We start from the raw sequence: 12,560 nt of genomic DNA on the forward strand, positions 1-12,560 counted from the left end.
ACCTGCCATCTCGGTAGGGGAGTCAAGGCAGATGCAGGATTTGGCAAGGACCCGCGCGCGCATCGCGGCCTGTTTCATGGTGGTGGCGCTGGGCGCCACGACGGCCGCGGCGCAGCCCGCGCAGGAGCCGCTGGCGGTGCGCTCGGTGACGGCGGTTTCGCAGGACGGCGAGGACATGCTGCGGGTCGAGTTGTCGCGGCCGCTGGCGGAAGTGCCGGCGGGCTTCGCCATCCAGTCGCCGCCGCGGCTGGCCTTCGACCTGCCGGGCGCCGTCAACGGCACCGATCAAGGCGAGCTGGCCTTGGAGCAGGGCAACCTGCGTTCGGCCCGCATCGTCGAGGCCGAAGGCCGCACGCGCGTGGTGCTCGCGCTGCGCAGCCCCGCGTCCTGGAAGGCGCGCCTCGAGGGCAACCTGCTGCTGGTCAGCGTGGCGGCGACGGCGCCGCAAGTGAGCGCGCGGCCGCAGTCCGCGCCGGAGCTCGCGAAGCGCGGCGTGCAGCCGCTGAAGGACATCGATTTCCGCCGCGGCGCGAACGGCGTCGGCCGCGTGCTGGTGGAGCTGCCCCGCGACCCCGCCGGCGTGGACGTGCGGCAGGAGGGCAACAAGCTCGTCGTCGAATTCCTGCGCACCTCGCTGCCGCAGGGCCTGCGCCGCCGCCTGGACGTGACCGACTTCGGCACGCCGGTGCGCGCGATCAGCACGGTCGAAACCGGCGACCGCGTGCGCATGGAGATCGAGGGCAGCGGCGCCTGGGAGCAGAGCGCCTACCAGACCGACAACCAGTTCGTCATCGAGGTGCGCCCGCGCAAGGACAACCCGGACAAGCTGACCGCGGGGCCCGGCTACACGGGCGAGAAGCTGTCGCTGAACTTCCAGAACATCGAGGTGCGCGCGCTGCTGCAGGTGATGGCGGACTTCACGCACTTCAACATCATCACGGCGGACAGCGTCAGCGGCGCGCTCACCTTGCGCCTGCAGGACGTGCCCTGGGACCAGGCGCTGGACATCATCCTGCAGGCCCGCCACCTGGGCATGCGCCGCCAAGGCAACGTGCTGTGGGTGGCGCCGCGCGACGAGATCGCCGCCCGCGAAAAACAGGAGCTGGAGGCCGGCGCCGCCATCCAGACGCTGGAGCCGCTGCGCACGCAGGCCTTCCAGCTCAATTACAGCAAGGCAGCGGACGTGGCCGCGCAGCTGACTGCCGGCACCGGCGCGGCCCGCCTCCTCAGCACGCGGGGCGGCGCGATGCCGGAGCCGCGCACGAACCAGCTGTTCGTGACCGACATCCCGAGCCGGCTCGAAGCAGTGCAGGACCTGATCACGAAGATCGACATCCCGGTGCGCCAGGTGCTGATCGAGGCGCGCATCGTGGAGGCGTCCACCAGCTTCGGCAAGTCGCTGGGCGCCAAGCTGGGCATCACCGACAACAGCGGCGGCTACAAGGTGGGCAACACCAGCGTCGCGGTCGGCAACACCTATGACGCCGTCAGTGCGTCCACCGGCCAGACCTCCGCGTCCAGCACCAGCACCACCATGGTCAACCTGCCGGCCACGGGCCAGGGCGGCTACGACCCGGCCAGCTTTGCGGTGTCGCTGTTCAATGTGGGCGCGGGCCGCTTCCTGAACATGGAGCTGTCGGCGCTGGAAGCGGACGGCAAGGGCAAGGTCGTGTCCAGCCCGCGGGTGATCACGGCCAACCAGGCCAAGGCGCTGATCGAGCAGGGCACCGAGTTCCCCTACCAGCAGGCCACGTCCAGCGGCGCGACCTCGGTGTCCTTCCGCAAGGCCACCCTGAAGCTGGAGGTGACGCCGCAGATCACGCCGGACGGCAACGTCATCCTCGACCTGGAGATCAGCAAGGACAGCAAGGGCGAGACCACGGCCGCCGGCGTCGCCATCGACACCAAGCACGTGCACACGCAGGCGCTGGTGGAGAACGGCGGCACCGTGGTGATCGGCGGCATCTTCGAGATGACCGACAGCGACTCCGATTCGCACGTGCCGGTGCTGGGCGAGCTGCCGGGCCTGGGGATGCTGTTCCGTGCCCGCACCACGTCCCGCAGCAAGCAGGAGATGCTGGTCTTCATCACGCCCCGGATCCTGCAGGACGCGCGGGTGGCGCGCTGAGACTGGCCTTCAGGCGGAGCGCGCCTCCAGGCGGCGCAACAGCGCCGCGGGGCGGACCGGCCAGCCCACCGGGCCGAACCAGGCGCCGCCGGCAATCGATGCCGCATTGAGCAGCCCATAGGCCACCAGGGCCGCGGCTTGCGCCGCGAACACCCCTGCGAGGCCCCAGCCGGCGCGCAGGCCGAGCCAGCCGCCGGCGCCGGCGATCGCCAGCCGTGCCAGGTTGCCGATGACGGGCCACTTGAGCTTGCCGGCGCCCTGCGAGGCGAAGTAGAGGACCAGCCCGAGGCCGAAGAAGCCATAGAACGGACCCACCTGGCGCAGGTACAGCGAGCCCGCGGCGATCACGGCCGGGTCCTGGCTGAAGAGGCCGATCCACGCGGCAGGGAGGGCGGCGGCGAGCAGGCCGATCGCTTCCGTCAACAGGATGGCCAGCCCGCTGCCGATCCACGCGGCATGCAGCGCGCGTTCGCGCCGGCCCGCCCCGATGCAGGTGCCGACCATCGCGACCAGCGGGCCGCCCAGGCCGAACACCAGCGGCACCAGCAGGTACTCCAGGCGCGCGGCCGTGCCGTAGCCGGCGATGGCCGCCACGCCGAAGCCGCCGGCCAACCCGGTTGCGATCGCGATGGCGACGTTGGTCGCGACCGTCGAAACCGCGCCGGCCAGGCCGACGCGCAGAATGTCCGCGAGCAGCGCGCGCCGCACGCGGAAGCCGCGCAGCCGCGGCGCCACCACGCTGCGCCCGGCCGCGATGTAGCGGGCGAGCCAGAGCGTTCCGAGCAGGTAATACAGCAGCAGCGCGATCGCCCCGCCCGCGACACCGAAGCCCCGCACCGGGCCGTAGCCGAAGATCAGCAGCGGCGAGGCCGGGATCAGCGCCAGCGTGCCGACGCAGGTGACCGCCGCCGGCACGGCCATGTTGCCGGTGCCGCGCACGACGGAAGCGAGCGCGTTGAACAACCACACCAGGACCGCGCCGCCGAACACCCAGCCCGAGTAGGTCCGCGCGACTTCCAGCGATGCGCCGCTGCCGCCCATGTGGCGGTAAAGCGTTTCGCCGCCCAGCCAGGCCGCCAGCGTGAACAGCAGGCCGAAAGCGACGGACACCAGCACGGCGTGCAGTACGAGCGAATCGGCGTCCTCCCGGCGCCCCGCGCCCAGCGCGCGGGCGATGGCGGAGGAGATGCCGCCGCCGATCGCGCCGCCGGACATCATCTGCATCAGCATCACGGTCGGGAACACCAGGGCCACGCCGCTCAGCGCGTCCAGGCCCAGGCGGCCGATGAAGTAAGTTTCGATCAGCCCCACGCAGGCCTGCGCCACCATCACCGCCACATTCGGCGCGCCCAGCCGCAGCAGGGTGGAGGCGATGGGCGCTTCCAGCAGGCGCCGGGTACGCGCGTTCAACGCGGGAGCATTCGGTGTCATGGGCTTCCTCGGATCCGGGACATTTCCGTGCATATGCACAAAACCGGATCGGCGGGATAATACGTGCATGTGCACATTCCTGCTTGCCCGCGCCCTGCGCGGGGCTTTGCCGCATGGCTGAAGCCGGCCTGTCGCCCGCGGACGTCTGCCACTGCTTCGCGGTGCGGCAGGCGGCGCGCTGGATCAGCCAGCTCTACGACCAGCACCTGGCCGAGGCGGGGCTGCGCTCCACGCAGTACGCGATCCTCGGCCACCTGGAACGCAACGGCCCGGCGGGCATCGCGCAGCTGGCCGAGGCGCTGGTCATGGACCGGACGACGATGACGCGCAACGTGACGCCGCTGGAGTGCGATGGCCTGGTGGCCATCGTCCAGGCCGAGGCCGACCGGCGCCGCAAGGAAGTGCGGCTGACCCCGCGCGGCCGCGCGCGGCTGGCACAGGCGCGGCCCCTGTGGCGGCGCGCGCAGGCCGACTTCGAGCGGCACTTCGGCGCCGGCGAAGCCGCCGCGATGCGCGCCATGCTGCGGGCCGTGCCGCACGGCCGCTAGCAGCGGCCATCCTCAGGCGGCCGGCTGCGGCGCACCGAGCGCGGCGCCGCGCAGGCGCCGGAAACCCTGCAGCAGGTCGTCGACGTAGGTGAAGACCACCGGCACGACCAGCAGGCTCAGCGCGGTGGAGGCCAGCAGGCCACCGATCACGACGATCGCCATGGGCTGGCGGAAGCTGGGCTCCGCGCCCAGGCCCAGCGCGTTGGGCAGCATGCCGGCGCCCATCGCGATCGTCGTCATGATAATCGGGCGGGCGCGCTTGTGGCAGGCATCGACCAGCGCCGCGAGCCGGCCCAGCCCGTGCTCGCGCCGCGCCATGATGGCGTACTCCACCAGCAGGATCGAGTTCTTGGTCACGATCCCCATCAGCATCAGCGTGCCGATGACCGCGGGCATGGAGAAGGCCTGGTGCGACATCCACAGCGCCACCAGCGCGCCGCCCAGCGCCAGCGGCAGCGCCGACAGGATGGTCGCCGGCTGCAGGAAGTCGTGGAACAGCAGCACCAGCACGGCGTAGATGCAGAAGATGCCGACCGCCATCGCGATGCCGAAGCTCTGGAACAGCTCGCCGGTGCGCTGCATCTCGCCCGATTCGATCTGGTGCACGCCGGCCGGCAGCGAGCGCAGCGAAGGCAGCTGCATGGCCTCGCGCTGCACCTCGCCGATGCTGCGGCCGGCCAGCTCGATGGACAGCGTGACGTTGCGCGAGCGGTCCAGGCGGTCGATCTGCGAAGGCCCGCTGCCCATCGTGATGTCGGCGACGGAGGCGAGCGCCACCGCGCCCTGGCTGCCCTGCACGCGCAGCTGGCCGATGGCTTCGGTGTTCGCCTGCACCGCCGGATCCATGCGTACGCGGATCGCGATCTGCCGCTCGGGCAGGTTCAGCTTGGGCAAGGCCGTGGAGTAGTCGCCGTAGGTCGCCATGCGCACGGCTTCTCCCAGCGCTTCGGAGGTGACGCCCAGCGCCGCGGCCCGCTCGTAGTTGGGCCGCACCTGGATCTCGGGCCGCTGCAGCGCCGCCGAGGAGGTGACGTTGCCGATGCCCTTCAACGTGCGCACCTCGCTTTCGGCCTGCGACGCGGCGCGCGTCAGCGCGCCGGCGTCGTCGCCGGCCAGCGTGATGGTGAGCGTCTCGCCATTGCCGCCGTTGCCGACCGCGACGCGCGTGCCGGGCAGGCTGCGCAGGCTTTCGCGGATCTTCGCCTCGATGCCGGCCTGCGTCAGCTTGCGCTCGCCGCGCGGCGCGAGGTCGATGGTCAGGGTCGAACCGCTCACGTCCGTCGTCGCGGTGGCACCCGGGCCGCCGCCAGTGGTGGCGGTGCCCGCGGAAACGAAGACGCTGGTCACGCCGGGAATCTTCTTCACCAGTTCGGAGGCGCGCAGGCTCATCGCCGACGTCTCGTCCAGCGTGCCGCCGGGCGGCAAGGTCAGGGTCACGCGCGTCTGCGCCTTGTCCTGCGCCGGCATGAAGCCGGTGGGCAGCAAGGGGATCAGCAGCAGCGCGCCGACAAAGAAGGCGATGCTGATGATGACCGTGGTCTTGCGCCGCTTGAGCGCATTGCGCACCCAGCGCAGGTAGCGCGTCATCAGCGGGTCGTCGGTGGCGTCGTGCGCCTGCGCGTTCTTGGCCTTCAGCAGGTAGGCCGCCATCATCGGCGTGACCAGCCGCGCCACGAGCAGCGAAGCGAGCACGGCCACCGAGGCGACGATGCCGAACTGCCGGAAGATCAGCCCGGGGATGCCGCCCATGAAGGCGGTCGGCAGGAACACGGCGACCAGCGTGAAGGTGGTGGCGATCACCGCCAGGCCGATCTCCTCGGCCGCTTCCATCGCCGCCTGGAACGGCGTCTTGCCCATGTTCAGGTGGCGCTCGATGTTCTCGATCTCCACGATGGCGTCGTCCACCAGCATGCCGACCACCAGCGACAGCGACAGCAAGGTGATGGTGTTCAGCGAGTAGCCCAGCAGGTACATCGCGCCGAAGGTCGGGATGATCGACAGCGGCAGCGCGGTGGCCGAGATCAGCGTGGCGCGGCTGTCGCGCAGGAACCAGCCCACCACGACGATTGCCAGCAGCGCGCCTTCCAGCAGCAGGTGCATCGAGCCTTCGTAGTTGTCCTCGATCGGCGTGACGCCGTTGCTCGCTTCGGCGATGCGCACGTCGGGGTGCGCCGCGGCGAAGCGTTGCACCGCCGCGCGCACGTCCTTGGCCACCTGCACGTCGGAGAAGCCCTTGGAGCGCGTGACCTGGAAGCCGATCACCGGCTGGCCGTCGCGATAGGCGAGCGTGGAGCGCTCGGCGTGGGCGTCGCTGATGCGCGCCACCTGGTCCAGCCGCACGTAGCGGCCGTCGGCCAGCGGCACGGTGATGGCCGCCACTTCGGTGGGCGTGCCCACGGTGGCGATGGTGCGCGTGGCCTGGCGCTGCTTGCCGACGCTGCCTTCGCCGCCGGACGACTCCTGCTGCACGGACTTCAGCCGCGTCGACACGTCGGCCGGCGTGACGCCCAGGCCCGCCATCAGGGTCGGGTCCAGGTCCACGTGCACCTCGCGGTCGACGCCGCCGACGCGCGCGATCGAGCCCACGCCCTGCACGGCGCGGATGGCCTTGGCGATGTCGTTGTCGACGAACCAGGACAGGTCCTGCTCGTCGCGCTGGCTGGATTCCAGCGTGAAGGTGAGGATGGCGCCGCCGCTGGTGGTGAGCTTGGACACCGTGGGCGGGCTCATGCTGGCCGGCAGGTCGGCGCGGGCACTGTCGACGGCGTTGCGCACTTCGCTCAGCGCCTGCTCGCTGTCCTTGTCCAACTGGAAGCTGGCGCCGATGGCGACCGAGCCTTGCGTGATCGTCGTCGTGACGTGATCGAGCAAGGTGAGCGAGGCGAGCTTGTCCTCCAGCTTGCGCGCCACCTCGGTTTCCAGCTGCGCCGGCGCCGCGCCTTCCAGGCTGGCAGCGATGTTGATGGTGGGCAGGTCCATGTCCGGGAAGTCCTGGATCTGCAGGCGGTGGAAGCCGATCAGGCCCAGCACCGTGAGCAGCAGGAAGATGAGGACCGCCGGAACCGGATTGCGGATCGACCAGGAGGAGACGTTCACGGGCGCACCTCCGCCGTGCTGGCCACCGTCACTTGCGCGCCATCGGACAGGAAAGCCCCGCCCTTCGCGACCACGCGCGTGCTCGCGTCGAGGCCGGCGACGATCTCCACGCGGTCGCCCTGGCGGCGTCCCGTGGTGACGGGCCGGCTGGCGGCCTTGCCGCCATTGGCGACCGTGTAGACGTAGGAGCGGCCGTCGCGCAACACCACCGCCGCTTCCGGCAAGGTCAGCGCGGGCTGCTGCTGCAAGGCGATGGTGCCGCTGGCGAACACGCCGGCTCGCGCGGCGCTGCCCGATGCGAGGTCCACGTAGGCGATCCCGCGACCGGTGGTGGTGCTGAGCGTCGGCGAGACCAGCCGCACCTTGCCCGTCACGGCCTGGCCGTCGGGCAACTGCACCTGCGCGGACTGGCCGGCACGCAGCTGCGCGAGCTGGCGCGCGTCGAGTTCGGCGCGCCACTCGATGCGGCCTTGCCGGATCATCCGATACAGCTCGGTGCCGGCGCTCACCACGTTGCCGGCCACGCCGGTCTTGGTGCTGATGACGCCGGCATCGGGCGCGGTAATGCGCGTCTGCGCCAGCTTCAGCTGCGCGCTCTGCAGGTCGGCGCGCGCGGAGGCCAGCGAAGCGCGCGCGGTCGCTGCGTTGGCCTTGTATTCGTCCATCTTCTGCGGGGCCAGCGCGCCGGCCACGTCCACGGACTGCGCGCGCTGCAGGTTGCCTTCGGCTTGCTGCAAGCTGGCTTCGGCCTGGGCCACCAGCGCCAGCTGCTTCGCTACTTCTGCGCGCACGGTGTCGTCGGCCAGCCGCGCGAGCAGCTGGCCCTTGGCGACCTGCTGCCCCACGTTGGCCAGCAGCTCGGCGACGCGCAGGCCGCCGGTTTCGGGGCTGATCACCACTTCTTCCCAGGCCGCGACGGCGCCGCTGGCCTGCACTTCCTGCGGCCAGCTGCGCTCTTCGGGCGCGACGAGTTCGACGGTGAGGGCGGAGGCCGGGGCGGCAGCGGCTACCGGCGTCTTGGGCCGGGTGACCATGACGGCAGCCAGGCCAAGCACCACCACGGCGGCGGCCGCGATGGCCAGCGTTCTCTTCTTGATGTTCTTCATGGGGACTTCTCGTTCAAGGGGGCGCGGCTGAGGGGCGCGGTGACGGGTGCATCGGCGTCCCAGCCGCCGCCCAGCGCGCGGTACAGCGTGATCCAGTCGGTGACGCGATCGCGCTGCAGGGCGATCAGCTCCAGTTGCGCGGCTAGCGACTGCCGGCGCGCGATCTCGAAGGTGAGCAGGTCGGTGGTGCCGGCGCGGCGTTCGGCTTCGGCGCTGGCGAGGTAGCTGCGGTATTCCCTGGCGGCCTGGTCGGCCTGCTCGGTGCGCTGGCCCGCGGTGTCCAGCTGCACCAGCGCCTTCTCCACTTCGGTGACGGCGTTGCGGACCGTGTCGCGCCATTGCGCGTAAGAGACTTCGTAGCTGGCCTGGGCCGACTGCACCGCGGCCTTGCGCGCGCCGCCGTCGAAGATCGGCAGCGAGAGGGAGGGACCGAAGGACCAGCTGGTGAGCGAGCTGCCGGCGCCGGCCGACAGGCCGATCGAGCCGTTCAACTTGATGCTGGGATAGAGGTCGGCCTGGGCCACGCCGATGTTCGCGCTGGCCGCGGCCACTGCGCGCTCGCTCGCACCCACGTCCGGACGCTGGCGCAGCACTTGCGCAGGCACGGTCGTCACGGCCAGCGCGGGCGCCGCGGGGATGGCCGTGCTGCCGTTGGCCAGCAGCTTGCGCAGCTCGGCGTCCTGCAGGCCCGTGAGCTTGGCGAGCGACTTCACCAGCAGCTCGCATTGCGAGCGCTGGTCCTGCAGCGAAGACGTGGTGCTGGCCTGGGTGGCCCGCGCCAGCGCGGCGTCGCTGCTGGCGCTGAGGCCGGCGCGCACCAGCGACTCGGTGGCCTTGGTGGTCTCGCCGACCGACACCAGCTCCTGCTCGTAGGTGTCCACCAGCAGCCCGCAGGCGCGGTACTGCACGTAGTCGGTCGCGACTTCGGCGGCCAGCGAAACGCGGGCGTCGTGCCAGTCGGCGCGCCGCGCCGCGAGTTGCGCGTCGGCGGATTCGACGTTGCGCCGGACCTTGCCGAACAGGTCCAGTTCCCACGAAGCGTCGGCGCTGGCGGACCGCGTGAGCACGGCGGAACCGCCCGTCTGCCCCGAGCGGGTGGCCGAGGCGCTGGCGCTCACGCTGGGCGAAGCGCCGGACCTTGCACTGGACAAGGTGGCGCGCGCGATCTCGATGTTGCCCCAGGCGGAGGCGAGGGTCGGGCTGTCGCTTTCGGCGGCCTGCTGCAGGCGCGCGAGCACGGGGTCGTGGAAGCGGCCCCACCAGTCCTGCAAACCCTGCAGGCTGCCTTCATGCGGCAAGGGCGCAGCCCATTGGGCGGGCGCGGCAGCAGCAGGCTGCTGGTAGTCGGGCCCGACGGCCGCACAGCCGGCGAGGACGACGGGGAGAAGGAGGGTGGCCAGCGGACGCCGCAGGCGGAAAGTAGACGCAAGCATGGATGCACCAATGCTAGGAAAGCACCCTGCCTCGTGCCTGCCGCGAGCGTTAAGTTGGGTTAAATCCGCGCCTTCCGAGCCCCTCGGCGGCCTGCCTGCCCCGATACTTGCATCCGATGACCCGGGTTCTCCTTGTCGACGACGACCTCGAACTGACCGCGATGCTGTCGCAGTACCTGCTGCGCGAAGGCTTCGAGGTGCAGGCCGTGCACGACGGCCAGGCCGGCGTGCGCGAAGCCACCCACGGCGACTACGACATCGTGGTGCTCGACGTGATGATGCCGCGCCTGTCCGGCATGGAGGCGCTGCGGCGCATCCGCGCCAGCAAGCAGGTGCCGGTGCTGATGCTCACCGCGCGCGGCGACAACGTGGACCGCATCGTCGGCCTCGACATGGGCGCGGACGACTACGTGCCCAAGCCCTGCACGCCCGGCGAGCTGGTGGCGCGCATCCGCGCCATCCTGCGGCGCACGCAGCGGCGCGAGGAACCCGCGGACGCGCGCGGGCTGGCGCAGCTGCAGTCCGGGCAACTCGTGCTGGTGCCAGGCAGCCGCAGCGCCACCTGGCAGGGCCAGCCGCTGGCGCTGACCGGGACGGAGTTCAACCTGCTGGAGGTGCTGGTGCGGCACGCCGGCGAGCTGGTGAGCAAGGAAGACATCTCGCAGCAGGCTTTCGGCCAGCCGCTCGCGCGTTTCGACCGCCGCATCGACGTGCATATCAGCAGCATCCGGCAGAAGCTGGGTGCGCGCCTCGACGGCCAGCCCTGGATCCAGAGCGTGCGCGGCAAGGGCTACCAGCTGCTGGAGGAATGACGATGCCGCGTCCGCGTTTCAAGGGAGCCCTGTTCTGGAAGCTGCTGCTGGCCCTGTGGGTCAGCATGGTGCTGTCGATGTTCGCTGCGCTGGCCTACTTCCGCTACATGGGCGCGCCGGTCAAGCCGCCGCCGGGCATGCTGACGCTCTGGGGGTTGCCGGTGCCGCCGCTGGTGACCGGGCTGGTGGCCATGCTGGTGGCGGGCGTGGCCGTGGCCTGGTACCTGGCGGTGCCGCTGCGGCATCTGCGCCGCGGGCTGCGCAGCGTGGCGCAGGGTCGCTTCGACATACGCGTCGCGCCGTTGCTGGGCCGCCGGCGCGACGAGCTCACCGAGCTGGCCCGGGACTTCGACCGGATGGCGGCGCAGCTGCAGCACCTGACGCACTCGCGGCAAGTGCTGCTGCACGACATCTCGCACGAACTGCGCTCGCCGCTGGCGCGCATGCAGGCGGCCATCGGCCTGCTGCGCCAGGACCCGGCGCAGACCTCCGCGATGGTCGACCGCATCCAGCGCGAAAGCGACCGGCTCGATGCCTTGATCGAGGAGCTGCTGACCTTGCACCGGCTGGAGGCCGCACCCGAGAGCTGGTCCCGCGACACCATCGACGTCATGGACCTGCTGCATGCCGTCACCGAGGACGCCGACTTCGAGGCCCAGGCCCAGTCGCGCCAGGTGCAGCTGGATGCGCCCGGCACTTTCGTCGCCGAAGTGCGCGGCGAGCTGCTGTACCGCGCGTTCGAGAACGTGATCCGCAACGCGGTGAGGTACACGGCGCCGGGCACGGCGGTGGAGGTCAGCGCCCGAGCCGATGACGGCGCGCTCGTCGTGACCGTCGCCGACCGCGGGCCCGGCGTGCCGGAGGCCTCGCGGTCGGTGATGTTCGAGCCCTTCACGCGGCTCGAAGGCTCGTCCTCGGTGCGCGGCGTCGGGCTGGGCCTGGCCATCGCCCGGCGCGCGCTGGACGTGCATGGCGGATCCATCGAGGCGTCGGCCCGCGAAGGCGGCGGCCTCGTCATGTCCATGCGGTTGCCGCGCACCGCATAGGCGCTCCATCACGCCGCGTGATTCTTCGGATCACGAGAACGCGCGCGGACAAGGCTCCGGCCGGCTGAAATCGTCCTGCAGTCGAACCAGCCAATGGAGACAAGATGAAACGCAGGAACCTCTTCGCGGCGGCCGCAGCGGCCACCGCATTCATGGGCGTGCGCGCAGCGACACCCGCAAGCGCACGCAACTTCGTGCTGGTGCACGGAGCCTGGCACGGCGGCTGGTGCTGGACGCACGTGGGCGACCGGCTGCGGGCGCAGGGCCATCGCGTCTTCACGCCCACCTTGACCGGCCTGGGCGAGCGGCGCCACCTGATCTCCGCGCAGGTGAACCTTGACACGCACATCGACGACGTCGTCAACCTCATCGAGTTCGAGGAGCTGCAGGACGTCGTGCTGGTGGGCCACAGCTATGCGGGCATCGTCATCACGGGCGTGGCCGATCGCATCGCGCCGCGCTTGCGGCAGCTGGTCTACCTCGACTCCCTGATGCTGGACTCCGGCAAGAGCATCTTCTCCAGCTTCCCGGACGACGTGGTGCAGCAGCGGCTGAAGGCCATTCGCGACACGGGTGGCGGCGTCGGCGCCGCCGCGCCCCTTTCCCCCGCGGCCTTCGGCGTCAAGCAGCCGGCCGACAGCGAATGGGTGACCCGGCGCATGACGCCCCAGCCGGTCGGAACCTACCTGCAGCCCCTGGTGCTGCGGCATCCGGTGGGCAACGGGCGTCCCAAGACCTACATCGAATGCACCGACGGTCCCATTGCCACGCTGGAGCCCACCAAGGCCCGCATCCGCGCCGATGCCTCCTGGACCGTGCGAACGCTGGCGACGGGCCACGATGCCATGATCAGCGCGCCGGATGCGCTGACCGACATGTTGCTGCAATTGGCGATATGAGCTTATGCCGATAAGCAAGTGAAAACTCGGTCGTTCCCTTAGGCGGCTGCGGTTCGCAGAA

Annotated in this window: 9 protein-coding genes; 5 read left to right on the plus strand and 4 right to left on the minus strand. The window is 70.9% G+C overall.

Features of this window, described 5'->3' with window-relative positions; translation table 11 throughout:
- The first annotated feature begins 31 nt into the window (after positions 1-31).
- Positions 32-2,128 carry a type IV pilus secretin PilQ gene (locus HHL11_RS05690; RefSeq protein ID WP_425355183.1) on the plus strand — a complete coding sequence of 699 codons (2,097 nt, stop codon included), beginning with the start codon at positions 32-34 and terminating at the stop codon, positions 2,126-2,128.
- 9 nt (positions 2,129-2,137) lie between these two features.
- Here the strand turns inward: HHL11_RS05690 and HHL11_RS05695 are convergent, their stop codons facing one another.
- Positions 2,138-3,559 (minus strand): MATE family efflux transporter, encoded by a 1,422-nt coding sequence (locus HHL11_RS05695; RefSeq protein ID WP_169417453.1) that lies wholly within the window; start codon positions 3,557-3,559, stop codon positions 2,138-2,140.
- 113 nt (positions 3,560-3,672) lie between these two features.
- Here HHL11_RS05695 and HHL11_RS05700 point away from each other — a divergent pair, with 113 nt between their 5' ends.
- A complete protein-coding gene (locus tag HHL11_RS05700; protein WP_169417454.1) occupies positions 3,673-4,107 on the plus strand; it encodes a MarR family winged helix-turn-helix transcriptional regulator in 435 nt (144 codons plus the stop codon).
- Positions 4,108-4,119: 12 nt separating this feature from the next.
- Here the strand turns inward: HHL11_RS05700 and HHL11_RS05705 are convergent, their stop codons facing one another.
- Genes HHL11_RS05705 through HHL11_RS05715 form a run of 3 tightly spaced genes read right to left on the minus strand, consistent with a single transcriptional unit; the run spans position 4,120 to position 9,742 of the window.
- The gene (locus HHL11_RS05705; protein ID WP_169417455.1) at positions 4,120-7,203 is read right to left on the minus strand and encodes an efflux RND transporter permease subunit; all 3,084 of its coding nucleotides are present in this window, start codon (positions 7,201-7,203) and stop codon (positions 4,120-4,122) included.
- Entirely contained in the window at positions 7,200-8,309 is a 1,110-nt protein-coding gene (locus tag HHL11_RS05710; protein WP_169417456.1) for an efflux RND transporter periplasmic adaptor subunit, read from the minus strand. The genes HHL11_RS05705 and HHL11_RS05710 overlap by 4 nt, the downstream gene beginning before the upstream one ends.
- Positions 8,306-9,742 carry an efflux transporter outer membrane subunit gene (locus HHL11_RS05715; RefSeq protein WP_169417457.1) on the minus strand — a complete coding sequence of 479 codons (1,437 nt, stop codon included), beginning with the start codon at positions 9,740-9,742 and terminating at the stop codon, positions 8,306-8,308. The genes HHL11_RS05710 and HHL11_RS05715 overlap by 4 nt, the downstream gene beginning before the upstream one ends.
- Positions 9,743-9,858: 116 nt before the next feature.
- On the opposite strand from HHL11_RS05715, the gene HHL11_RS05720 reads away from it, so the two are divergent.
- The 3 genes from HHL11_RS05720 to HHL11_RS05730 all read left to right on the plus strand — a co-directional run bounded on the left by HHL11_RS05720 (position 9,859) and on the right by HHL11_RS05730 (position 12,499).
- Entirely contained in the window at positions 9,859-10,554 is a 696-nt protein-coding gene (locus HHL11_RS05720) for a response regulator transcription factor (protein ID WP_169417458.1), read from the plus strand.
- Positions 10,555-10,556: 2 nt separating this feature from the next.
- A complete protein-coding gene (locus tag HHL11_RS05725) occupies positions 10,557-11,600 on the plus strand; it encodes a HAMP domain-containing sensor histidine kinase (RefSeq protein ID WP_342593181.1) in 1,044 nt (347 codons plus the stop codon).
- A 104-nt stretch (positions 11,601-11,704) separates the two neighbouring features.
- The gene (locus tag HHL11_RS05730; protein ID WP_169417460.1) at positions 11,705-12,499 is read left to right on the plus strand and encodes an alpha/beta fold hydrolase; all 795 of its coding nucleotides are present in this window, start codon (positions 11,705-11,707) and stop codon (positions 12,497-12,499) included.
- Positions 12,500-12,560 lie beyond the last annotated feature (61 nt).

Source organism: Ramlibacter agri (genome assembly GCF_012927085.1).
Taxonomy (GTDB): domain Bacteria; phylum Pseudomonadota; class Gammaproteobacteria; order Burkholderiales; family Burkholderiaceae_C; genus Ramlibacter; species Ramlibacter agri.

Excerpts from the sequence above, each read along its gene's own strand:
- HHL11_RS05690 (WP_425355183.1), top strand. The coding sequence starts at position 32 with ATGCAGGATTTGGCAAGGACCCGCGCGCGCATCGCGGCCTGTTTCATG.
- HHL11_RS05730 (WP_169417460.1), top strand. The coding sequence starts at position 11,705 with ATGAAACGCAGGAACCTCTTCGCGGCGGCCGCAGCGGCCACCGCATTC.
- HHL11_RS05715 (WP_169417457.1), bottom strand. The coding sequence starts at position 9,742 with ATGCTTGCGTCTACTTTCCGCCTGCGGCGTCCGCTGGCCACCCTCCTT.
- HHL11_RS05720 (WP_169417458.1), top strand. The coding sequence starts at position 9,859 with ATGACCCGGGTTCTCCTTGTCGACGACGACCTCGAACTGACCGCGATG.
- HHL11_RS05710 (WP_169417456.1), bottom strand. The coding sequence starts at position 8,309 with ATGAAGAACATCAAGAAGAGAACGCTGGCCATCGCGGCCGCCGCCGTG.
- HHL11_RS05700 (WP_169417454.1), top strand. The coding sequence starts at position 3,673 with ATGGCTGAAGCCGGCCTGTCGCCCGCGGACGTCTGCCACTGCTTCGCG.
- HHL11_RS05725 (WP_342593181.1), top strand. The coding sequence starts at position 10,557 with ATGCCGCGTCCGCGTTTCAAGGGAGCCCTGTTCTGGAAGCTGCTGCTG.
- HHL11_RS05695 (WP_169417453.1), bottom strand. The coding sequence starts at position 3,559 with ATGACACCGAATGCTCCCGCGTTGAACGCGCGTACCCGGCGCCTGCTG.